17 protein-coding genes and 1 pseudogene are annotated in these 22097 nt (G+C 64.1%); 4 read left to right on the top strand and 14 right to left on the bottom strand.

Features of this window, described 5'->3' with window-relative positions; translation table 11 throughout:
* Positions 1–43: 43 nt before the first annotated feature.
* The 3 genes from HMPREF2710_RS00310 to HMPREF2710_RS00300 all read right to left on the bottom strand — a co-directional run bounded on the left by HMPREF2710_RS00310 (position 44) and on the right by HMPREF2710_RS00300 (position 4901).
* Positions 44–1015, bottom strand: coding sequence for a Ppx/GppA phosphatase family protein (locus tag HMPREF2710_RS00310; RefSeq protein WP_070598937.1), 972 nt, complete (start codon positions 1013–1015; stop codon positions 44–46).
* A gap of 307 nt (positions 1016–1322) precedes the next feature.
* Entirely contained in the window at positions 1323–4139 is a 2817-nt protein-coding gene (gene topA / locus HMPREF2710_RS00305; protein WP_070598934.1) for a type I DNA topoisomerase, read from the bottom strand.
* 303 nt (positions 4140–4442) lie between these two features.
* Complete coding sequence (locus HMPREF2710_RS00300) at positions 4443–4901, bottom strand: pyridoxamine 5'-phosphate oxidase family protein (RefSeq protein ID WP_070598931.1); 459 nt, start codon at positions 4899–4901, stop codon at positions 4443–4445.
* Between the two features lie 144 nt (positions 4902–5045).
* Between HMPREF2710_RS00300 and HMPREF2710_RS00295 the strand changes: the two genes are divergently transcribed.
* Both HMPREF2710_RS00295 and HMPREF2710_RS00290 read left to right on the top strand, forming a co-directional pair.
* Positions 5046–6812, top strand: a complete 1767-nt coding sequence (locus HMPREF2710_RS00295) for a DUF7059 domain-containing protein (RefSeq protein WP_246824505.1) — start codon at positions 5046–5048, stop codon at positions 6810–6812.
* A 2-nt stretch (positions 6813–6814) separates the two neighbouring features.
* Positions 6815–7381 (top strand): pyrimidine dimer DNA glycosylase/endonuclease V, encoded by a 567-nt coding sequence (locus HMPREF2710_RS00290; RefSeq protein WP_070598925.1) that lies wholly within the window; start codon positions 6815–6817, stop codon positions 7379–7381.
* 247 nt (positions 7382–7628) lie between these two features.
* Here the strand turns inward: HMPREF2710_RS00290 and HMPREF2710_RS09615 are convergent.
* The 6 genes and pseudogenes from HMPREF2710_RS09615 to HMPREF2710_RS00260 form a co-directional block, all read right to left on the bottom strand.
* Positions 7629–7715, bottom strand: a pseudogene (locus HMPREF2710_RS09615) (luciferase); the annotation flags it as partial.
* Between the two features lie 38 nt (positions 7716–7753).
* Positions 7754–8398 carry a cation diffusion facilitator family transporter gene (locus tag HMPREF2710_RS00280; RefSeq protein ID WP_049331681.1) on the bottom strand — a complete coding sequence of 215 codons (645 nt, stop codon included), beginning with the start codon at positions 8396–8398 and terminating at the stop codon, positions 7754–7756.
* On the bottom strand, positions 8395–8754 hold the full coding sequence (locus tag HMPREF2710_RS00275) for a Cd(II)/Pb(II)-sensing metalloregulatory transcriptional regulator CmtR (protein WP_005508274.1): 360 nt from the start codon (positions 8752–8754) through the stop codon (positions 8395–8397). The genes HMPREF2710_RS00280 and HMPREF2710_RS00275 overlap by 4 nt, the downstream gene beginning before the upstream one ends.
* A gap of 195 nt (positions 8755–8949) precedes the next feature.
* Positions 8950–10038, bottom strand: a complete 1089-nt coding sequence (locus HMPREF2710_RS00270) for an LLM class flavin-dependent oxidoreductase (RefSeq protein ID WP_070598921.1) — start codon at positions 10036–10038, stop codon at positions 8950–8952.
* A gap of 313 nt (positions 10039–10351) precedes the next feature.
* Positions 10352–10849, bottom strand: coding sequence for a GyrI-like domain-containing protein (locus HMPREF2710_RS00265; RefSeq protein ID WP_070598917.1), 498 nt, complete (start codon positions 10847–10849; stop codon positions 10352–10354).
* Positions 10849–11760, bottom strand: coding sequence for an oxygen-dependent tRNA uridine(34) hydroxylase TrhO (locus HMPREF2710_RS00260; RefSeq protein ID WP_070598914.1), 912 nt, complete (start codon positions 11758–11760; stop codon positions 10849–10851). Before HMPREF2710_RS00260 ends, HMPREF2710_RS00265 begins: the two co-directional genes overlap by 1 nt.
* Positions 11761–11983: 223 nt before the next feature.
* Between HMPREF2710_RS00260 and HMPREF2710_RS00255 the strand changes: the two genes are divergently transcribed.
* A complete protein-coding gene (locus HMPREF2710_RS00255; RefSeq protein ID WP_070598911.1) occupies positions 11984–14794 on the top strand; it encodes a DEAD/DEAH box helicase in 2811 nt (936 codons plus the stop codon).
* A gap of 112 nt (positions 14795–14906) precedes the next feature.
* Here the strand turns inward: HMPREF2710_RS00255 and HMPREF2710_RS00250 are convergent, their stop codons facing one another.
* From HMPREF2710_RS00250 to HMPREF2710_RS00230, 5 genes are all read right to left on the bottom strand, one after another.
* Complete coding sequence (locus tag HMPREF2710_RS00250; protein ID WP_049357235.1) at positions 14907–15491, bottom strand: Rv3654c family TadE-like protein; 585 nt, start codon at positions 15489–15491, stop codon at positions 14907–14909.
* Between the two features lie 7 nt (positions 15492–15498).
* A complete protein-coding gene (locus HMPREF2710_RS00245; RefSeq protein ID WP_239665160.1) occupies positions 15499–15942 on the bottom strand; it encodes a TadE family type IV pilus minor pilin in 444 nt (147 codons plus the stop codon).
* 156 nt (positions 15943–16098) lie between these two features.
* On the bottom strand, positions 16099–16728 hold the full coding sequence (locus HMPREF2710_RS00240) for a DUF4244 domain-containing protein (protein WP_070598908.1): 630 nt from the start codon (positions 16726–16728) through the stop codon (positions 16099–16101).
* 142 nt (positions 16729–16870) lie between these two features.
* Positions 16871–18124, bottom strand: coding sequence for a type II secretion system F family protein (locus tag HMPREF2710_RS00235; protein WP_070598906.1), 1254 nt, complete (start codon positions 18122–18124; stop codon positions 16871–16873).
* A gap of 40 nt (positions 18125–18164) precedes the next feature.
* Positions 18165–19781 carry a TadA family conjugal transfer-associated ATPase gene (locus HMPREF2710_RS00230; RefSeq protein ID WP_070598903.1) on the bottom strand — a complete coding sequence of 539 codons (1617 nt, stop codon included), beginning with the start codon at positions 19779–19781 and terminating at the stop codon, positions 18165–18167.
* Positions 19782–20001: 220 nt separating this feature from the next.
* Here HMPREF2710_RS00230 and HMPREF2710_RS00225 point away from each other — a divergent pair, with 220 nt between their 5' ends.
* Entirely contained in the window at positions 20002–22011 is a 2010-nt protein-coding gene (locus tag HMPREF2710_RS00225; RefSeq protein ID WP_070598901.1) for a bifunctional 3'-5' exonuclease/DNA polymerase, read from the top strand.
* Positions 22012–22097 lie beyond the last annotated feature (86 nt).

Raw genomic sequence — 22097 nt, 5'->3', positions numbered from 1 at the left:
CTGCGGGGTTCAGCTGCGGCTATTCGCGCACATCGCGCACCGGTTACTCACCCAGGAGGGTCTTCGGGTTGACCGGAGTACCCGTACCCTCCGCCAGGTGTTCAATACGCTTCAGAATCAGGCCCTCACGCAGCGCCCACGGGCACACGCGCATCGTCTCAACCCCAAACGCCTCCATCGCCGCCTCCGCAGCGATAGCGCCCGCCAGCATCTGCTCCGCGCGCGCCTTCGAAACACCCGGCAAATCGCTACGCTCAGACACCGTCATCGCCTCCATACGACGAGTCCACAGGCGCAAATCCTGCAGATGCATCTCACGCTTCACATGCGGACCCGCCGAATACGGCGCCGCACCACAAATACGCGCCAACGAACGGAACGTCTTCGACGTACCCACCGTCATATCCGGCGCACCATAACGCAGCAGATTCTCCGCCACCGGGGCAATCTGCTCACGCACATACTTACGCAGACGCTTCACCTGCTTCGGGCTCGGCGGCTGCTCATCAAAAAACTCACGCGTCAGACGGCCCGCACCCAACGGCACGCTCATCGCCGCATCCGGCAACGCATTCGTACCCGTCGAAAACTCAAACGAGCCGCCACCAATATCAAAATCAAGGACGCGGCCCGCACCCCAGCCCTGCCAGCGGCGCACCGCAAAGTACGTAATCGCCGCCTCCTGATCGCCCGAAATACCGTTCAGGCTCACGCCGGTCTGCTCACGCACCTGCTGCAGCACCGCCGAGCCGTTACCCGCCTCGCGGATAGCGCTCGTGGAGAACGCCAGCAGGTCCTCCGCCTCATTCTCGATAGCGAAGTCGCGGGCGCTAGTCACGAAGCGGGTCAGCGCGTCCGCACCCTCCTGCGAGATGTTGCCCTCAGCATCGAGGTACTGCACGAGCTGCAGCGGAATCTTGTGCGACGCGTACGGTTCGGGGCGCGCTCCAGGGCTGCCGTCAATCAGCAGCAGGTGGACCGTATTCGACCCGACATCCAGAACTCCCAGGCGCATGGTGCGCTCCCCTCCCCCGCCCCGCGGCGGGATATCGTCTGTGTGCGGTACCGCAGGTGCGGCGCCTCTTCCAGTCTGTCAGAGGCGCGGCTCACTCCGCAAACAATCCGGGCGGATGCCCAGCATCAGCACAGCGCAAGCCTAAAAAACACAGCGCGGACACAAAAAACGCGCCGAACACACCGAGCACAAACGTTCCCCGGGCACGCAAAAGGCGCAGGAGGCGCCCCACCCCGCTATGGGGTTCAGGGGGCACATCCTGCGCCTTCAAGTAGAAACGCTACTTGGCTGCTGACAACGCGTCAGGCTACTCGGCGGTCTTCTTCGCCGCGGTCTTACGAGTGGTCGTCTTCTTCGCGGTAGTAGACTTTGCGGTCGTCTTCTTAGCAGTAGTCTTCTTAGCCGTGGTGGTCTTCTTCGCGGCGGTCTTACGCTTGACCGGGCCCTTCGCGCGCTTGTCAGCAAGCAGCTGCACCGCACGCTCGTGGGTCAGCGACTCGACCGACTCCGCACGCGGAACCGTAATGTTCGTAATACCGTCGGTGATGTACGGGCCAAAGCGGCCGTCCTTCACCACGATCTTCTTCTCGCTGACCGGGTCCACGCCCAGCTCAGCCAGCGGAGGCTTAGCCGCCGCACGACCGCGCTGCTTCGGCTGGGAGTAAATCTCCAGGGCCTGCTCCAGCGTAATCGTGAAGATCTCGTCCTCGCTGCCAATCGAGCGGGAGTCCGTGCCCTTCTTCAGGTACGGGCCAAAGCGGCCGTTCTGCACGGTAATCTCCACGCCCTCAGCGTCGGTACCGAGCACGCGCGGCAGACTCATCAGCTGCAGTGCCTGCTCCAGGGTCACGGTCGCCAGGTCCATGGACTTGAACAGGGACGCGGTACGAGGCTTGGCGGGCTTCGGCTTCTTCTTCGGCTTGGGCTTACCGTTCTTGTAGTATTCGGTCGGCTGCGCGTCCAGGTATGCCTGGATCTGCTCCTCGGTCATCTCCTCGATCACCTCGGTAACGTAGGGGCCGTAGCGACCGTCGCGAGCCACAATCTGGTTGCCGGAGACCGGGTCAACGCCGAGCACGCGGCCGTCGGACTTGCCCTGCTCGAGCAGTTCGCGTGCCTTCGCTTCGGTCAGTTCGTCCGGTGCCAGGTCGGCCGGCACGTTCGCGCGGACAGGCTCGGTCAGCTCACCGGTCTCGGTGTCGAGGGTGCCCTCGGCCTCCAGGTAGGGGCCGAACTTGCCCACGCGCAGCACAATGCCGTCCGCGATCGGGATGGAGTTGATGCTACGGGCGTCAATCTCGCCGAGGTTGTCGACGATGGGCTTCAGGCCGCGCTTGGAGCCGCCGCCGAAGTAGAACTCGCCCAGCCATTCGACGCGGGATTCTTCGCCGCGTGCGATGCGGTCGAGGTCTTCTTCCATCTGCGCGGTGAACTCGTAGTTCACGTAGGGGCCGAAGCTGGATTCGAGCAGACGCACCACGGAGAACGCGGTCCAGGAGGGAATCAGCGAACCAGAACGAACGTTCACGTATCCGCGGTCCATGATGGTCGAAATAACCGCCGCGTAGGTGGACGGACGGCCAATGCCCAGCTCGTCCAGGGTCTTCACGAGGGACGCCTCGGTGTAGCGCGGAGGCGGCAGGGTCTCGTGGCCGGCGGGTTCAATCACCTCGGCGGTCAGTGCCTCGCCGGTGGTCAGGTTCGGCAGGCGCTTCTCAGCGTCCTTCGCCTCACGCTCAGCCACGCGGGATGCGTCAACGCCCTCCTCGTAGGCGGCGAGGAAGCCGCGGAAGGTGATGACGGTACCGGATGCTGCGAACTCGGCGTCCTGACCGTTGGAGGCCACGGCGCCCAGGCGCACGGAGGCGGTGGAACCGGTCGCGTCGGCCATCTGGGAGGCGACGGTACGCTTCCAGATCAGCTCGTAGAGGCGGAACTCGTCGTTGGACAGAGAGCCGCGCACGGCGTCCGGGGTGCGGAAGGTGTCACCCGCGGGACGGATTGCCTCGTGGGCTTCCTGCGCGTTCTTGCTCTTGGAGGTGTACACGCGCGGTGCGGAGGGCACGAACTCGGCGCCGTACAACTCGGAGGCCTGGCGGCGAGCGGCCTTGACGGCCTGATCGCTCAGCGCAACTGAGTCGGTACGCATGTAGGTGATGTAACCGTTCTCGTACAGGCGCTGCGCAACCTGCATGGTCACGCGAGAGGAGAAGCGCAGCTTACGCGCGGCTTCCTGCTGCAGGGTGGAGGTGGTGAACGGCGCTGCCGGGCGGCGCTTGTACGGCTTGGTCTCGACCGAACGCACCGAGAACGCCGCTGACTGTAGGGCGGCGGCGAGCGCGCGGGCCGCCTCCTCGTTCAGGTGGGTGACCTTGGAGGAGCTGAGGGTGCCGTCGTCAGCGAAGTCCTTGCCGGTGGCGATACGGTTGCCGTCCACGGCGACGAGCTTGGCGTCGAAGCCCTCGGAGGCCGCGTTCAGGAAGCGGCCGGACAGGTCCCAGTAGTTGGCGGCGACGAAGGCCATGCGTTCGCGTTCGCGCTCGACCACGAGGCGGGTCGCGACGGACTGCACGCGGCCTGCAGAGAGGCCGCGACCGACCTTGCGCCAGAGCACGGGGGAAATTTCGTAACCGTAGATACGGTCGAGGATGCGGCGGGTCTCCTGCGCATCGACCAGGTGCAGGTCGATGTCGCGCAGTTCGCCGAAGGCACGCTGGATGGCTTCCCGGGTGATTTCGGGGAAGGTCATGCGGTAGACGGGCACCTTGGGCTTGAGGACTTCCTTCAGGTGCCACGCGATGGCCTCACCCTCGCGGTCACCATCGGTTGCCAGGTAGAGCGCGTCGACCTCTTTGAGCTTGCGCTTGAGCTCGGTAACTTTCTTCTTCTTGTCGGGGTTGACCACATAGTAGGGTTCGAAGCCGTCTTCAACGTCGACCGCGAACTTGCCGTAGGGGCCCTTCTTGAGGTTTTCGGGCAGCTCGGAGGGCTGCGGAAGGTCACGGATATGACCCATGGACGAGTCGACCAGGTAGTCCTCGCCGAGGTAGCCGCTAATGGTCTTGACCTTGGAGGGGGACTCCACGATTAGCAGGGCTTTTCCATTCTTGGCCTGAGCGGGCACGGCACTCCTCTATCTATGTGTTGTCGCTACGTATTCAACCATAACCCACACGAACGTCCGGTCCGGGCGGTCGGGGCGGTTCAATACGATGGGTGAGGTGTTTCGTTGAGCGATTAGTGTGTTGGACTCCCGGAGCGGGGGTCGAGGTTGCGCCCCGCACCGTGTGTGCGCTGAGACGCGGTGGTCGCAGGGTACTCGCTCCATCATACGGTACCGGTGGACTGATTGGTGCACGGGGCACCCGTTGACGTGCTCACCGGGGATCCTGCGGGGCCGCGTTTTCCGGGGTGTGGACGCTAACCGCTAGCTGGTGAGGGTATCAGAGTCGGGGTGGGTGCCGTCCAGGTATGCGGGCAGTAGCGGGTATTCGCGGCCGTACACGGTCTGCGGCGCGATGCGCACCCACTGCATTTCGTGCGTGTCGGAGTCCGGCAGGTCGAAGGTGCGCACGATCTGCGGGGTCATCTCGGGCGGGAGCCAGTGGGCGACGCCGACCACGATGACCGAGCGGATGCCGTCCTCGAGGGTTTCGTCGATTTCGAAGGCGACGCGGCGGCTGACCACCACGGAGGAGAACTTGTTGCCGCGGGTGGTGCGGATGTAGATTTCCTGCTTGTCGTCTTGGCTGGCGACGGCGTAGAGCACGGGCAGCACATCGACGTGCTGTCCGTCAGTGAGGATGAGGCGGCCGAGAGTGTTTGCGTGCAGACGCTCCCAGCACTTGTCGACGCTGATACTTTCATCGGGGTACAGGTTACTCATGGTTTCAGTGTATGCGATGGGGTGGGCGCTCTTGCGCAGATGACGGTTTTGGTCAGTGGGTGGGTCGGGGCTGTGTCATTGCGCTGCCGCCTATACGCGGTGGGCGCGCCCGGGCAGATGCGGCGGGTGCGTAGAATGGTGTGCATGACTATTTCTGCCGCCTCTTTCGCTCCCGAGTACGCTGCCGTTGCGGATGCTCCCCGCAGCGATGATTACGCCCGCCTGACCCGCATCCGTGAACGCCTGCTGGCGTTGAACTACAGCTATGACGCTGTGCAGGAGCTGCTCGGTGTTGAGGCGGCTGAGGCGATGGCTCGCGACCAGGTGGTTCCGGGTCTGTGGCGTGTGGAGCATATTCTGCGCGGCGGTTACAGTGCGGGTGAGAAGAACCTGGCGCGTCTGCTGGCGTTTTTCCTGCTGGCTCGCCCGCTCACCGAAGCGGAGGCAACCGAGGTTTTCGGCGATGCCCTGGTTGACTTCGAGAATGCCGCGCTGATTGAGCGCGACGCTGCGGATTCTACCCGCTGGACCGCCAGCGTTGATTTGCGCCCGCACGCCGCCGATGACGGCACCGAAATCTTTGTTGCCGCCGACCTGGGTGCGCATCAGCGCCCCGGCGTGCTCCGTAAGGATCACGTGCTCGGCATTGGTCACGCCTCCCTGACTTTGGCGCAGATTACCGAGCGCACCCCCGTCAAGCGTGCCCTGGATGTGGGCACCGGCTGCGGTATTCAGACCTTCCACCTGCTTGCCCACGCCGAGCACGTGACCGCCACCGATATTTCGGAGCGCGCCCTGGCGTTCACCCATTTTAACCTACTGCTGAACGCGCAGGCACTCAATATTGATCCGCAGAACCCGCAGGCGCGAGTAAGCCTGCGTGAGGGTTCCCTGCTGGAGCCGGTCGCCGGTGAGCTTTTCGACCTGGTGGTGTCAAACCCGCCGTTCGTGATTACCCCGCGCGTTGCCGGTGAGAGCGCCGAAGAGCAGTTCACCTACCGTGACGGCGGCCTGCCCGGTGACGAAATTGTGAGCACGATGGTGCGTCAGCTGCCGTCGGTGCTGGTGCCCGGTGGCCGCGCGCAGATGCTGGGCAACTGGGAAATTATTCGCGATTCTGAGGACCTGGAAGCACCGCGTCCGTGGGATGAGCGTCCGCGTGCCTGGGTTGCCGACGGCGGCGCGGAGGCGTGGTTTATTCAGCGTGAGGCGCTGACCCCCGCCTCCTACGCGGAGACCTGGTTGAAGGACGCGAGCGAGAACCGCGACCGTAGCCACTACGAGCAGACCTACGTGGCGTACCTGAACGACTTCGCTTCCCGGAACGTTCATTCTATTGGTTTCGGCATGATTTGGCTGCGCCGCCCGACCGAGGCGACCGCGGCAGGCGTGACCGAGCCCCTGCAGCGTTTCGAGGAAATCACCTACCCGATTCAGCAGCCCATCGCCCGCGCCCTCACCGAGTCCGTGCGCCGCTACGACCGCCTCGCCGCCATGGACGATGAGGCGTTGCTTGCCGCGCATCTGGAGGTTGCCGAGGACGTCACCGAGGAACGCCACGGCCGCCCCGGCGCCGAGCATCCCAGCGTCATTTTGCTGCGTGCCGGTTCGGGTCTGTGCCGCACCCAGCTGCTCTCCACCGAGACCGCTGGTTTTGCGTCGGCAAGCGATGGTGAGCTTGCCGTGGGTCAGATTGTGGCGGCTCTTGCCATGCTGCTGTCCTGGCCCGAATACGATGAGGCTGCCGCCGCGGCACGCGGTACGCAGGAGCAGCATCCGCGCGATACCCTGTTGCATGCGGTGCGTGAGCTGGTGCTCAAGAGCTTCCTGCACTTTAGCGACGAGCACGCGGGCGCAGCGTCGGCTGGTGAAAATGCCGCTGAGGTATATGCGGCAGAAGCGCAGGGCTAGGCGTGCGCATTTGGTCCCTTCACCCCTGCCTTCTCGATCGGCGCGCCCTGGTCGCCTGCTGGCGTGAAACCCTGCTGGCGCAGAAGGTGCTGCGGGGTCTGACTCGCGGGTACACGAACCACCCGCAGCTGATTCGTTTTCGCGCGCATCCGCAGCCGCTGGAGGCGGTTGCCGCCTACCTGTCCGGGCTGGTGGATGAGGCGGATGCCCGCGGCTACTCGTTCAACCGTGCACTGATTGGCGCGGGCGAACATGATGCAGGCAAAGATAGTACAAACGAAAATAGCGCAGGCAAAAACGACACCGATAAAAACTGCGCTGACAAGGCAGAAAACCCTTATGCTTCGGTCGCGCGTATTCCTGTTCCTTTGGGTCAGTTGGAGTACGAGCTCGCCTTTCTGCGGCACAAGGTGGCTGGGCGTGACCCCGAGTGGGAGCACCGGTTGAGCGAGCGCCTGGCGGCGCGCGGCGAGCTGGCGGCGCGCGGCGAGCTGGCGGCGTGTGCGCATCCGCTCTTTGAGGTGGTTCCGGGCGCTATTGAGCCTTGGGAAAAGACGAAAGACTTTTAGACAGAAGGATTTCTAAGAACGTGAGCATAGTAATGCCCCGGCGGAACCTTTGCGGGTGCCTGCCGGGGCATCGCTGTATGTGTGGCTCAAGCTGTATGGAAACAAGCATCTCAGCGCATTACAGAGCGCTGGAAACAGCTTGGCACGGGGTCATTACCCCAGGACCTTCACCTCAGGACCTTTACCTGGTGGCCAGCGCGGGCTTAATTTCCTTCACGATTGCCTCCAGCATCTTCAGGTTGAAGTCCACGCCCAGCTGCAGTCGATCCGCCGCAATGAGATCGGCCATGACGGCAAGTTCAGCCATGTAGAGCGGGTTTTCGTAGCGCATGTCTGGGTTGCAGCACTGGCTCTTCATCGTCGGGTGACGGGTCAGTCGTCTTCAAGGTCCTCTAGCACTTCGAACGGCGACTCGACGTCGCCGCGCCAGGCCTCCAGGCCTTCGCGCACCGCGAGCACCGCCACGACCAGCGCCGCGACCGAGTCAGCCCACCACCAGCCGAACAGGCTGTCGAGGACGAGGCCGATGAACACTGCACCGGAGAGGTAGATACACAGGATGAGCTGCTTGGCGTCGGCCATCACGCTCTTGGAGCCCAGCTCCCGCCCGGTGCGGACCTCAATCCACGCCAGCAGAGGCATGACGACCAGGCTCAGCGCGGTGATACCGAGACCCAGCGGGCTGCGGTCGGGGCCCTCCTGGCCGACCAGGGCCAGCACCGCGTCGATTGAGACGTAGGCCGCCAGCGCGAAGAACGCGATGCCGATGGCCTTGACGGTGACCGTTTCCCACCGCTCAGGGTCCTTGCGGGTGAACTGCCAGGTGACGGCCGCGGCCGAGAGTACCTCAACAACCGAGTCGAGCCCGAAGCCAATGAGAGCCGCGGACGAGGCGAGGACGCCTGCCCAGACTGCGACGATTGCCTCGATTACGTTGTACGTGATCGTGAAGCCGACGATGAAGCGGACGCGCCGGTGCAGCATCGCGCGGCGTGCGGTGGTCAGGGTCTCGCTCATGCTCCCGCCGCCGTTCCACAGCAGCCCGACACCGAGCATGCCGGGTCGATGCACGGCGCGGCCTCGTCCACCGCGAGCGTGACGTCGATTAGGGACGTCAGTGCCGCGGCGAGGTGCGGGTCGGCAATCTCGTAGCGCGTCTGGCGGCCCTCGGGCTCGGCGACGACGATTCCGCAATCGCGCAGGCAGGTCAGGTGGTTGGACACGTTCGAGCGGGTCAGCTCCAGCTCGCGCGAGAGCACGGCTGGATAGCTCGGGCCGCTGAGGAGGGTCATCAGAATCCGGGAACGTGTCGGGTCGGCCATGGCGCGGCCGAGCCGGTTCATGACGTCGAGGTGTGAAGCAATAGTCAGCATACGATGACTATACAGTGATAACTGACCAATTGTCCACTTGTGCGGGCTGCCGCACGTGCTCCGCGCCCTTGCCCTCGGGAGGCGGCAGAGTTCGCGCTCATCAGCGACCACCGCCCATCACGGAAGCGACGGCGGCACGCTGGCGCGAAACCCTGCTAGCGCAGAAGGTTCTGCGGAGTCTTCACCTCAGGGGCTTTACTTAGTGGTCAGCGCGGGCTTGACCTCCTTCACGATTGCCTCAAGCATCTTCAGATTGAAGTCCACACCCAGCTGGTTCGGGATGGTCAGCAGCACGGTGTCCGCCGCCTGAACCGCCTCATCACGAGCGAGCTCTTCGGCAATATCCGCAGGATCACCAATGTAGCTGCGACCAAAGCGGGAGAAGCTGTTGTCGATAATGCCGGTGTAATCCTGCGAGTCCTCCGCGGCGCGGCGCCCGAAGTAGCGCGCCGAGGTTTCATCAATAATGGGCAGCACCGAGCGGGACACCGAAACACGCGGAACACCCGAATTGCCCGCCTTCACCCACTCGGAGCGGAAGAGGCGAATCTGCTGCGCCTGCTGCTGATCGAAGGGAATACCCTTATCTTCCAGCATCAGGGTTGAAGACATGAGGTTCAGCCCCTTCTGCGCGGTCCACACGGCGGTGCTATCGGTGCCTGCACCCCACCAGATGCGCTCACGCAGACCCGGCGACTGCGGCTGTACGGGGGCGTACTTGCCCGCCACGCGAGCACTGGGCGCCATGCCCTCACCCTCGATTGCCTTGAGGAAAATGTCGAGGTGGCGGCGCGCCATATCGCTCTCGTTTTCGCCTTCTGCCGGGTAGTAGCCGAAGCTCTCAAAGCCGCGGATAACGGATTCGGGCGAGCCGCGGGAGACACCGAGCTGCAGTCGGCCCGCCGCAATGAGGTCTGCCATGGCGGCAAGTTCAGCCATGTAGAGCGGGTTTTCGTAGCGCATGTCAATCACGCCGGTACCCAGCTCGATGCGTTCGGTCTTGGCGGCGATTGCGGAGAGCAGCGGGTAGGGGGTTGCCTGCTGCTGGTCGAAGTGGTGCACGCGGAAGAACGCGCCGTCCAGCCCGATGTCTTCGGCACCTACGGCAAGGTCGATTGCCTGGTGCAGAGATTCTGCGGCGGAGGGTACGCGGGAGCCGGGGACCTCAGCCCAGTGGCCGAAGGAGAGGAAGCCGAGCTTCTTCTCGTCGCCGCGCATGGGCTCGAGGTGGCTGATGCGGATAGACTCGTCAAGCTGCGGGGTGCTGTTCAGGTTGGTGCTCATGGTTTTTCCTTTGCGGGTTGCGCTCGGGCTCTTGTAGTGCCGGGCTAGTGTTTTAAATCTAAACCCAATTACTTTACATGTCAAGTATTTTGTTTCAGGGTATTACGCACAGAGCATCCCTCCCCAACTTTCGCTGCACACACCACCTGCACGCCTCACCCGCCCGCACGCCTCACCCGCACGAGGCACACATACCGCCACAAAATGCTGGCGCAAAATACAGCCGAAAAGGGCACAAAAAAGCCCGGCGGAACGAACACATCGCACCACCGGGCTCTCCACTCAGCAACCAAAGTTACCGAGACAACCTACATTAGGAACGCTTCGCCAGCGGAACCCACAGCTCCATACGGTAATCAGCCGCCTGCATATCGCCGCGACCGTACACCTCAAGGCCACCCACCGGGCGGTACTGCGGATTCTTCGCGAAGAACGCCTCCTCAAAGCTCGCAAAGCCAGCCGGAATGGACTCCGAAATCGGGCCGGTCACCTCAACCACCGCGTAGGTGCTCGCTGGCAACTCCAGCACGCCCAGACCAAGCTTCGCCGCGCTCGCCGGCTCCGACACCAAGAAGCCCGCCGTGTAGCGGACCTGGCCCTTCGGGTTCGGCTGAGTGCACACACCCAGATACTGGGTCACGTTCAGAACATCCAGCATCGCCGGGGACGCCTTCTGATTCAGCTCATCCCACAGCGAGGAGAAGTCGCCATCCAGGGGGAACACCTGCGAGACGCCAGCAACAACCAGCGCCGGGTGCTCCTCAATGCGAGGTTTAGAAATCTGAACCGCGCCGCCCTTAGCGGCTGCCATTAGGCGTTCACCTCAGCTGCTTCGCGGTCCACCGAGCACTCGGGCACACAGCGGCGCTTTGCGTCATCAGCTGCGCACTCGGGGCAGAGCAGAACCAGCTCGCGGCAAGAATCGTTGGAGCAGTTCTCGAACTTGTTCGAGGGGGCACCGCACTGTTCGCACTTGCCGATGGTGACGGTGTCCGGGGTGAACTCCATGTGCATGCGCTTGTCGAAGACGTAGAGCGAGCCTTCCCAGAGTTCCTTATCGCCGTACTTCTCACCGTAACGGACGATGCCGCCGTCAATCTGGTAAATCTCCTTGAAGCCGCGGTTCTTCATGAGCGCGGAGAGAATCTCGCAGCGAATACCACCGGTGCAGTAGGTGACGACCGGCTTGTCCTTAAGGTGATCGTACTTGCCGGACTCAATCTCGCGAATGAAGTCGTGGGTGGTGCGCACGTCAGGAACGATAGCGTTCTTGAACTTGCCAATCTTCGCCTCGAACGCGTTACGGCCGTCGAAGAAGACCACTTCGTCGCCGCGCTCTTCAACAAGCTTGTTAACCTCTTCAGGCTTCAGATGCACACCGCCGCCAACGACGCCGTTCTCGTCCACCTGTAGCTCGTCGGGAGCACCGAAAGCCACAATCTCGTCGCGAGCCTTCACGGACAGGCGGGGGAAGTCCTCCGCGCCACCCTCGGACCACTTGAACTCCATGTTCTTGAAGCCGGGGTACTTGCGGGTTTCCTTGGTGTACGCCTTGACCGCGTTAATCTCGCCGCCGAGGGTGCCGTTAATGCCGTGCTTGGAAATGAGGATGCGCCCGCGCAGGCCGAGCTTCTCACAGAGGGCACGCTGCCAGAGCATGACCGCCTGCGGGTCGGCGATGGGGGCGAACTGGTAATACAGAATAATCTTATTTTGAGCCACGAAACTATTTTATCGTCATATACGCCTAAAGCATGCAGATTTTTTGATATGTGCGCGCTGACTACGGGGTCGGCGGCACAGAGGCGGTGCCGGGGCGGGATTAGGTTAGGGGCTAGGCTCGGGGTCAGGCTCTGGGTCGAGGGAGGATCCGAGCGGGTTCGGAACCGGCGTTCAGGGTAGCGCGTGACCGGCGGCAAGTCGGGGTGTAGCCCGCCGCTCTACAATGGAACCCATGCCGCACAGCACCTCCTCGCAGAACGCCAACCAACACCCCGAACAGCAACCCACGCACCAGCCTGTACACCAGCCCGAACAGCCGCAGGGGCAGTCTGCGGCGCGCCCAAAAACACTACGCTACCGCGAGCTGCCCGCGAGCGCACAGCAGGTGCTGGCATCCCTGTTGCCGGAGGCGGAACGCACCGGAACCCTGCCCGAGCAGGTAACCCATATCCACACCGTTCCCGCCAGGGATGCGAGCTACGCGCCGTGGCCGCAGTGGTTGCATCCGCGCGTGGTGGAGGCCTTTGAATCGCTCGGCATTGCCGAGCCCTACGCCCACCAGGTGCAGGCGGCAGACGCCGCCCACGCGGGTCTTGATGCGGCGCTGGCGGCAAGTGCGGCGCGCTACGGCTGGCAGACGGGGCGCATTGAAGCTGAACGCGTTGAAGCACCGACTCCCGCGCACGCCGAAGACGCGAAGAGTGCCGGCAGCGGCGGGCACGTGATTGTGGCGACTGGCACCGCCTCGGGCAAGACCCTGAGCTACCTGATGCCCACCCTGGACGCTATTTATCGCGTATCCTGTGGCGATCCGGTGAGTTCAACTTCCGCGTATTCGGGGGCAGAAAACCTCAATAATAGAGCGAACGTTCTCTATATTTCGCCGGCGAAGGCACTCTCCGCCGACCAGCTCACCGCCCTCACCTCCTACAACCTGCCGGGGCTCCACGCGGCAAGCTACGACGGCGATACCCCCACCGGCGAACGCCGCTGGATCCGCGAACACACCAACTTCATCCTCACCACCCCGGACATGCTCAACTACTCAATCCTGAGCAACCACCGGCAGTGGGCATCCTTCCTGCGCGGGCTGCGCTACGTGGTGCTCGACGAGGCGCACAGCTACCGCGGCGTTTTCGGCGCGCATATCGCCAACCTGCTGCGCCGCCTGCGCCGCGTCTGCGCACTCTACCGCACCGTGCCCGTGTTCTACGGCGCCTCCGCAACCAGTTCCAACCCGGTCGAGTCTTTCTCCAAGCTCATCGGCGTGCCGCAGCAGGCGGTCACCGCCATTACCGAGTCCACCTCCGCACGCGGTGAAACCACCGTCGCGCTCTGGGAGCCTGAATTCATGCCACCCAAGGCGCACGATCAGCTAGCCAAGGGCGCCCGCAGCACCCAGCAGCAGGCAGTCCAGTCGAAGGCTGAGCAGGAGGCGCCGCGCCGCGTCTCCCCCGTGGAGCAGGGCGCGCAAATGCTCACCGACCTGGCGCTTTCCCGCACCCGTTCCCTGGTTTTCGCCGGTTCACGCCGCAGCGTAGAAATCCTCTCGCAGAAGACCCAACGCTACCTCGACGAGGTGGAGGCGGGCCTCGCCCACCGCGTCGCCGCATACCGCGCCGGGTACACCCCCGAAGAGCGCCGCGAACTCGAACGCAAACTCCGCAACGGCGAACTGCTCGGTCTGGCGAGCACCTCCGCACTGGAGTTGGGCATCGATATCTCCGGACTGGACGCCGTACTCGTGGCGGGCTGGCCGGGCACCCGTGCTTCCTTCATGCAGCGCGTGGGCCGCGCGGGTCGAAGCGGTCAGGACGCGCTCGCAGTACTCATTGCCGACGACAACCCGCTCGATACCTACCTGGTGCACCACCCGGAGGCGATTTTCGGGCAGGAGGTTGAGGCGACCGTTTTCGACCCGACAAACCCGTACGTGCTCTCACCGCAGCTGTGCGCCGCCGCGCAGGAGGCACCCATCCGCGCCGAAGAGCTGAGCCTCTTCGGGCCGCATACCGCAGCCCTGCTGAATCGGCTGGTGCAGCAGGGGTACCTGCGTCGCCGCCCGGACGGCTGGTACTGGACGCACGCCGAATCAGCCGCCGACCTGGTCGATATCCGCGGCACCGGCGGCGGACCCTACCAGCTCATCGACGCCGAAGACGGCACCCTGGTTGGCACCATGGACGCCGCGCACGCCATGAGCCAGGGGCACCCGGGCGCGATTTATATTCACCAGAGCGCGCAGTACGTGGTCGAGTCCCTCAGCGAGGGCGAGCGCGTGATCCTGCTCAGCCGCGTCTACCCGGACTACTACACGCGCGCCGTTGAGAGCACCGAGGTGCGTATTCTGGCGGAGCGTGCGCGGGTTAGTTACGGTGCGCAAAACGCTGTTGGGGAAGCGATTCCCGGCGAGACTACTCCCGGTGTAACTGCTCCCGCCGAGTCTGCTCCTGGCGAGCCTGTTCCCGGCGAACCGCAGCTCGCCCCGCTCACCATGCACCGCGGACAGGTTCAGGTCACCGACCAGGTCACCGGCTATCGGCGCTTCTCCGTCTACGGCGGCGAATACCTGGGCGAAGAAGAGCAACCCATGCCGCCGGAAGTGCTCATGACCGAGGCGGTCTGGTTCACTTTCGAACCCAGCTACCTGTTCGGCGCGGGCGTGACCGAAGAGGACAGCCCCGGCACCCTGCACGCCGCCGAGCACGCCGCCATCGGACTGCTGCCGCTCATCGCCACCAGCGACCGCTGGGACTTGGGCGGGCTCTCCACGCTGCTTCACGTGGACACCGGCAGGCCCACCATTTTCGTCTACGACGCAGCCCCCGGCGGTGCGGGCATTAGCGAGCGCGGCTTCAACGCGGTTGCGCAGTGGCTGAGCGCCACCCTCGAAGCGATCGAAAGCTGCGGATGCGACAACGGCTGCCCCTCCTGCGTGCACTCACCCAAGTGCGGCAACCGCAACGAGCCGCTCAGCAAGCACGGCGCGCGGGCGCTACTGCAGGCGATGCTGCAGAGTATGGCGGAGGCGTAGGTTATTACAGGGGCGTAGATTACTGCAGGAGGCACGGGGCGTACAGGAGGCGCGGGGCGTGCTGGGGGGGTAGAGCATACCGGAATGACAACTCCCGATGAACGTAAATAGCCTAGTCGGTTAGGTTTTCTGGCTCAGGCGGGTTTTCTGGCTCAACTGGATTCTCTGATTCTGCGGAGCTTTCTGGTGCGGGAGGCTCGGGCGCTGAGTCCTGCGCAGCTTCCAGCTCTTCCTCCAGCTCGGCTACCTCATCGGGGCTCAGCTCCTCCACGTTGCCCGCCGCGTGCTCTTCTTCGGGGCGCCCTTCTTCGAGATGCTCAGCCCCTGCGCGGGCACGCACCCTCGCCGGGCCCAGCGCACCCATGGGCCCCGCGACCGGGACGGCGACCGTCACCTCCACCGTTTCGGGGCGATCCGGAAAAGTGCAGGATTCCAGGTGCGCGCCGTGGCGTTCGGCAAGATCCGCCGCGACCGCGCACGGGTCCCCCTCGGTGAGCCCGCGGTAGGCGTCTGCCGCCGCGAGCGCACTCAAATCGGCGGCCGCGGAAGCCCTGCGGTTTGCGGACACCACCCCAATGAGCCCGGCAATCACCACGGTCACCACCAGTAGCGCGGCAATAATGGTGAGGGCAAGGACGGTGCCGCTACCCGCTTCGGGGTATTGATTCTCGGAGGCTGTTTTCGGGGTGGGACCCATAGCGGCTCTACTCACCTTCATGACCCGCACCGTTTTCAGCATCGTTTTCAGCGCCGGCTTCAACGCGGGCGTGGGCGTCCGCCCGCAGCACCCAGCCGGTTGCCGAACCAATCACACCGGGGGCGGGGCGGCTCACCCGCACGTGCACCTGCCGGGTGCGCCCCGCCTCCGTCGCGGCTACATCATCAGGAGAAACAGAAATCTGCACGCTCTGCGCAGGGTCGATGCGGCTGACGGCGGAGCGAATCTGCGCCTCGGAGTCTCCGCGGGCGGCGGCTCGTGCAGCCGTTCGCGCGGACTCCTCCACCTTCAGCTGCGCAACCCCCGTGGAGGCGGCACCCAGGCAGAGGGCGAGCACCACCGTCACGGCGGGTAGGGCGACCGCAAATTCGGCGGTGATCACACCCTCTTCTGCCGGGCTCTTGTGCGGGGTCGAGAGTGTCGGGTCCACACTGGTTTTCCCTGCGGAGCAAGTGCGCCGCAAAGCACCCAAATTCACATGAGCGTTCATTCTTTATTCCTCCCTTCTGGCTTGATTTTCCAAAGAACCTAGCATCTAGGGACAAAACCCTACGGCGGGTTTTCCAATACCTCTAGACTAAGGCCTCTAGAGCAGTCCCGTATTGCCCGCAATGGACAGGGCGTTACGCACAATATCCAGGAGCATGGAACGCACCTCATCTGACTTGAGAATCAGCACCAGCAGGCCCGCGAAACCGACCGCCGCGAGCATCACGATGCCGTACTCCGCGGTGGAGGCGCCTTCCTCCGGGTCCCCCGCCGGGGCGTACTCTTCGAGTACCTTATCGTCGCTCTCAGCTGGTACATATTCGGTGCAGCCGGGCGCGTGCTCACCCAGGCTGCGGCAGGTGGCGCCGCATTCGTCCAGGGTGCAGCCCTCGGCGAGCGCACGGGCAATGGTCAGCGCCTGCTCGGGGCTCAGGCTGTTCGTGTTCATATCAATCTCCATTTCGTTAGGGTCAATCCTGGGGCCGGTGTGGTTCAGCTCAGCATCACTCAAAAGCTCGGCATCGTTGAAGAGCTCGGGGCATTCTTCACGCAGCTGCTTCATGGTGGTTGCAATAGCAACGGACAGCGGCACGGGGCCCAGAATGGTCTGCGCTTCTGCGCCGGGTGCGGCGGGCTGAATTTCGCTCGGAGCACCGGCCGGGGCGTTTACCGGAGCGCCGACCGGGTGCAGGTCGTGGCGGATTGCTTCGCAGAGGGTGTTCGTCATTGGTTTTCCTTTCGTTGTGCCCTAAACATGCGGGGCGGGGTGGGTGCCCATCCGCGTTCGCTGCAGATGGACGAAGGTCTAAAGCGAAGGTCTAAACTTTTCAGCATTTCGGCTAGTCGACAGTGCTTATGGGCTTGGTTCTTTAGCCGGTCAGCGTGGGTAGTAGCGAGATGAGGATGGGCATAATGCCCAGGCAGATAAAGGCAGGTAGCGAGCACAACCCGAGGGGTACTACGAGCGCTACAGAGAGCTTTCCGGCGGCGCGTTCTGCCGCGCGGCGTTCGTTGAGGCGGTGCGCATCGGCTAGGGAGAGCAGTAGCGCCGTGCTGGGTGCGCCGCCCGTGTAGGCGGGGGCGAGTGCATCCCGCAGCTCACCGAAGGTTCCCGCCGCGGACCCCGACCAGGCACTCCCCCAGCCGCTGCCCATCTGTAGGCGCTGGCAGACCGTGTGCAACGGTCGGCTGTTAAGCGCCTCGGCGAGGGTGCCCAGTGCGGCGAGCGGTGCAAGCCCGGCTCTCAACTGCGCGGCGAGTAGTTCCAGTACGAGGGCGGTATCAACAGTCGGTGCATTCAAGGCCTGCTCGCCTCCTGTATGCCCAGCTCGTGTGCTCTCCACCTCCGCCCGATGCACGAGCGCGGCGGTCCAGCGGCGCCCGGCGAAGGCGAGCCCCAGCCCGAACAAACCGGTAAGCGCCCCGAGGATGGAGCCGGTCAGCACGCCCACGGGGTCACTTCCCATGAGCACACCCAACCCCAGGCCGAGTAGCGGCAGCCAGGAGAGAATCCTGCCAGTGGCACGCGGCGCGGCAAGGGCGCTCTGCCGCCCCAGGAGCGCGTCGATGCGTTCTTCGGCGTGTTCTGCGGCGCGTTCCAGGCTCGTGGCGAGCGGCGCACCGGCGCTCTCGCTCATACGCAGGCTCAGCTGCAGGTCGTACAGGCGGGCGCGGCTGTGCGGGCGCATCCGGCTGCTGTTTTCGAGTAGCTGGGCGCAGGCGAGGTGTGCGGGTGCGCCCCAGGAGGCAAGTGCGGCAAGCGCCTGCGTGAAACGACGGATATCTTCGGCGCACCGCTTGTGCCCGTAGTCTTCGGAGAGGGGCGAGAAGCCTCGTGCCCGTCGAGCTTGGGCGCTTTTCCCAGCGCTTTTCCGGGCTGTTATTTTCTTCGCGTGCATTTTCCCCGCATCCGGCACCGGTTCGTTTTGCCCGAACTGTGCAAACTGCCCGGTGCCAGGGTCGGCGTGCACCGCCTCCTGCAGGGGAATGCCGGCGCGCAGGTTCAGGGCGAGGGTGCGTAGCATGAGCGGCCACATGCGCATTTCCTCGGCGCTGGCTGCTCCGGCGAGGTGCTCAGCCCAGCGTTCGCGAAGGCTTCCTCGACTCGTTTCTTCCCTTTTCATGGTTCCTCCTTTCACGTTTTCCGTTTCCCCTTTACGGGGGCTAGTACCCAACTTCGGAGCCCACAGAAATACGCCTGACCTGCAGATACTCTTCGCTCCCCTCAACTGCGGGGTGCAGGCTGTAGACGCCCTCGATGCGGCGGCGTCCGTCCCGGTGTTCCAGGTGGATGATGCGTTCAAAAGCCGTCGCCGTATGTAGAGCGACCGTTCTACTATCCAGTCCGGCGAGCGCACCCAGGGCGCACAAACGCAGGGGCACCGCCTGCGCACTATTGGCGTGCAGGGTCGTTCCGGCGCCGCGGTGACCGGTATTCATGGCGGTCAGCAGGTGCACCACCTCCGCACCGCGGCACTCGCCGACCACGAGCCGATCCGGGCCCATACGCAGCGCCTGCACAATCAGCTCACCCAACCCGATTTCGCCGGCGCCTTCGGAGTTGGCGGCGCGGGTTTTGAGGGCAATAACCTGTTCATGCTGCGGCGCAAGTTCCGGGGTGTCTTCGAGCAGAATGAGGCGCTCCTGCGGCGTACACAGCCCCAGCAGTGCGTTGAGCAGGGTGGTTTTGCCGGTGCCGGTGCCCCCGCTAATCAGGAACCCGCGGCGCTCGGCAATCATGCGGCGCAGGTAGGCGGCAGTCGCCTCATCGCACAGCCCGGCGCCCTGTAACTGCGCCAGGGTGGGGCGCTCGCGGGCGGGTAGGCGCACGGAGAGCCGGGTGCGTTTGCTCAGCGGAGGGATAATCGCGTGGATACGCCGACCCTGCGCGTCGCTAATGTCAGCTGCCGGATGCGCGGCATCCAGCTGTCCGCCGTGCCTGCGGATGAGCCGCTCGGCGAGGTCACGCACGCGCCGCTCATTGCCGAGGCTTAGCGCCACGGGGCGGGTGGTTCCGTTGATGCCCACCCAGATATCGCAGGGCGAGTTCACGTAGATATCGGTGATGGTTCCGGCGCGTTGCCCCTCGTCGAGGAGCAGGTCGAGGGCACCGAGGCCGTAGAGTTCCGCGGCGAGGTAGCGCAGCGCGGTCTGCCGGTTGACGGGCACGTATTCCACGCTGGGGTAGCTCCAGGAGGTGGGCGGTGCAGTTTTGACACGGAATTTTCGGGGCTTCGTCACATTAGTTCCGTCTGCGCCCGTTACTTCTGCACTCGTGTTCCCCCAGGCGTTCCCCCGAGCATTCCCCTGGCATCCGCCGTCGATGGCGCAGATTGCCTCGTCCACGGCGTTTTCGAGAATCTCGCGGAGGGGCTGGGATTCTTGGAGTAGCCCACCGCCCGCGGCACTCGCAGCGTTTGCACTGCCCGCGGCAACCACGCCCTCTGCGGGCGGCCGCTCCCCTGCCCGCTCGGCCCCGGCGCTGAATCCGTTACTGGGTCCGCCACAGAACCCGGCACTGAACCCGCCACTAAAACCACCCAGGGCGATAGCGCTCATCTGCGGCGAGCGCAGAATCAGCTCGCGGGCGTGCAGGGCGACGGCGCGGGCGCGATAGTCTTCGGGAATGAGCAGGGCGGGTAGCGAGTGCGCGCGGGTGTTCTGGACACCCATATTCTGTGCGCCCGGCTGATTCGCGCCCTGTGCGGCACGCGGCGAGCAACCGTTGGGGTTGCCGGGATTGTTGGCAGGGTGCCCGGCGGGATTGCTGGAGGGATTCATGACGGGGTTCATGGCTCTAGGAGAGCATTGCGCCCGCCCCGAATTTTTATGAGAATGAGCGTTCTGTGGATAACTCCTCGCGCACCCCGAAATATCCACGATGCACGCACCTCAAACGAACAAAACGCACGCATCCGGCGCTTTTATGACAAACCACTCGTACATTCTGGTGATAACCACGCACCACCCGTTCTACCGACACATCCTCGATAATGGAAGAATGTACGTTCTGCTCAGTCCTGCCACCGGCGCGGGTATTACCGCCCAGACCGGCACCCCCGCGCACCCGGTCACGTCGGCTATTGCCGCGGGTGCGTCCCCGCGCGGTGCTCAGCCGGTGACCTCGTGGGGTGCTTTTCATTTTTCGGCGCCGACCGCTGAGCAGTTGCAGGACCCGACCTTTATTCCGCGGATTACGCGGGCGGATCGGGTGAGTGCGGCAAATCTTCCGGCGTATGTGCGAGAGGTAGAGCGGCAAGCGGCAGATTCGGCGCAGGCGCGTTTTCCCCGCTGGATTTGGGCTGATACCCGCCACGTTGACCCACTGCTTCTGCGCCGCGGGGTGCGGGTGCATCTGTGCCATGATTTGCGTCTGGTGCAGCGAATTTTGGCGACTGCCGCTACGCATCCGAGCGGTTTTGTGGAGTACAGCTCGGTGCTAGATCTTTCTGATGTGCGTGAGGCGGTGGAGCCTCAGGGGTATCTGCCGGTGGCGCGGCAGATTCAGGGCCAGGAGGAGCTGTTCGGCACTGATTTTTTGAGTGCTCCCGCTACCTCTTCCGCCGCACCCGCCGATTCCTCCCCCACCGATTCCTCCCCGAATTTCCTGGAGGCGGCGCCCCATGAGCCTTTTGCCCCGCAGTTGGCGGCGGGCCCGGTGACTCTGCTGCCGGAGCATCCGGTGGTGCGTGTGCTGATGCGTGAGTGGCTGGCGCAGGCGCGCGCTATTAGCGAGTCGAGGCACCCGGAGCGGTTGCGTCTTTTGGCGGCGGCGGAGTCTGCCGGTGCGCTGGTGGCGGCTGAGATTGGTTATTACGGCATCCCGTTTAATGTGCAGGCGCATCATGAGCATCTGTGCGAGTTGTTGGGTCCGCGCCCGGTGCCTGGGGAGCGTCCGCAGAAGATGCAGGAGTTGGCGGAGCAGATTCAGCGCATGCTGTTTATGCCGTCGTTGAATCCGGATTCGCCGCAGGATCTTTTGCGTGCTCTGCAGTCTGCGGGGGTTTCGGTGAAATCTACGCGTTCGTGGGAGTTGAAGAGTTGGGCGGATGCGATTCCGGCTCAGCGGGAAAAGCGTTGGGCGCTGATTGACCCGATTCTGCGCTATAAGAAGCTGTACCGTATTTGGACTGCTAACGGCTGGACGTGGGCTGATACCTGGGTTTCTGAGGGTGCGTTCCGCCCGCATCTTGAGGTGGGTGGCGCCGCGACCGGGCGCTGGGGCGCTTCTGGCGGTGGTGCGTTGCAGCTGCCTGCGGAGATTCGTCAGGCGGTGCAGGCGCCGGAGGGTCAGGTGCTGACGGTGACGGATGGATCGCAGATTGAGCCACGTATTCTGGCGGCGTTGAGCCGTGATGAGGCGCTCGCCTCGGCGGGTCGTGGCGCTGACCTGTATGCGGGTATTGCCGAGTTGGCGCGCATGAAGGGTGTGGGTTTGACGGAGCGTTCCCACGCGAAGGTGGGCATGCTGGCGATTATGTATGGCGGCCGTAGCGGTGAGATTGGTGCCCTGTTGCCGCATGTGGCGGCGCTTTTTCCGCAGGCGATGGACTTTACGGAGCGTGCCGCGCGCATTGGTGAGGCGGGCGGTCAGGTGACGACTTTTTTGGGTCGTACCTCCCCGCCGGTGGATGAGCGTTTCCGTGAGATTGTGGCTGATCGGTCTTCGCCGGCGGCTGAGTCGCGTGCGGTGTCGACTGCACGTGCGCACGGGCGTATGACCCGCAATTTTATTGTGCAGGGTACGGCGGCTGAGTGGGCTCTGTGCTGGATGGGCGCGGTGCGTTCTCGCCTGTTGTCGGAGCGAATTTTTGGTATGCCGATGCGCACCCGCATTGTGTATTTTTTGCACGATGAGCTTCTGCTGTGCGGTCCCGAGCTGGAGGCGGATCGCGTGGAGCGTATTGTGCGTGAGGGCGCTGCGGAGGCGGCACGTCTGCTCTTCGGTCGGGTGCCGGTTGATTTTCCGGTGTCGGTGGCGCGGGTGCGCAACTACGCCGAGGGTAAATAAATAATCAGCGGTAAATAATCTGCGGTAAATAATCAGCGGCATATATGCGGCACCGTGCAACAGCGAAAATAGGGGCGGCAGGTAGC

This window comes from Rothia sp. HMSC069D01 (assembly GCF_001810135.1).
GTDB lineage: Bacteria > Actinomycetota > Actinomycetes > Actinomycetales > Micrococcaceae > Rothia.
This window is presented reverse-complemented; position numbering and strand designations above follow the sequence as displayed.

Excerpts from the sequence above, each read along its gene's own strand:
- HMPREF2710_RS00250 (WP_049357235.1), bottom strand. The coding sequence starts at position 15,491 with ATGGGTCCCACCCCGAAAACAGCCTCCGAGAATCAATACCCCGAAGCG.
- HMPREF2710_RS00310 (WP_070598937.1), bottom strand. The coding sequence starts at position 1,015 with ATGCGCCTGGGAGTTCTGGATGTCGGGTCGAATACGGTCCACCTGCTG.
- HMPREF2710_RS00270 (WP_070598921.1), bottom strand. The coding sequence starts at position 10,038 with ATGAGCACCAACCTGAACAGCACCCCGCAGCTTGACGAGTCTATCCGC.
- HMPREF2710_RS00235 (WP_070598906.1), bottom strand. The coding sequence starts at position 18,124 with ATGAAAAGGGAAGAAACGAGTCGAGGAAGCCTTCGCGAACGCTGGGCT.
- HMPREF2710_RS00275 (WP_005508274.1), bottom strand. The coding sequence starts at position 8,754 with ATGCTGACTATTGCTTCACACCTCGACGTCATGAACCGGCTCGGCCGC.
- HMPREF2710_RS00230 (WP_070598903.1), bottom strand. The coding sequence starts at position 19,781 with ATGAATCCCTCCAGCAATCCCGCCGGGCACCCTGCCAACAATCCCGGC.
- HMPREF2710_RS00240 (WP_070598908.1), bottom strand. The coding sequence starts at position 16,728 with ATGACGAACACCCTCTGCGAAGCAATCCGCCACGACCTGCACCCGGTC.
- HMPREF2710_RS00265 (WP_070598917.1), bottom strand. The coding sequence starts at position 10,849 with ATGGCAGCCGCTAAGGGCGGCGCGGTTCAGATTTCTAAACCTCGCATT.
- HMPREF2710_RS00225 (WP_070598901.1), top strand. The coding sequence starts at position 20,002 with ATGTACGTTCTGCTCAGTCCTGCCACCGGCGCGGGTATTACCGCCCAG.
- HMPREF2710_RS00300 (WP_070598931.1), bottom strand. The coding sequence starts at position 4,901 with ATGAGTAACCTGTACCCCGATGAAAGTATCAGCGTCGACAAGTGCTGG.
- HMPREF2710_RS00295 (WP_246824505.1), top strand. The coding sequence starts at position 5,046 with ATGACTATTTCTGCCGCCTCTTTCGCTCCCGAGTACGCTGCCGTTGCG.
- HMPREF2710_RS00255 (WP_070598911.1), top strand. The coding sequence starts at position 11,984 with ATGGAACCCATGCCGCACAGCACCTCCTCGCAGAACGCCAACCAACAC.
- HMPREF2710_RS00280 (WP_049331681.1), bottom strand. The coding sequence starts at position 8,398 with ATGAGCGAGACCCTGACCACCGCACGCCGCGCGATGCTGCACCGGCGC.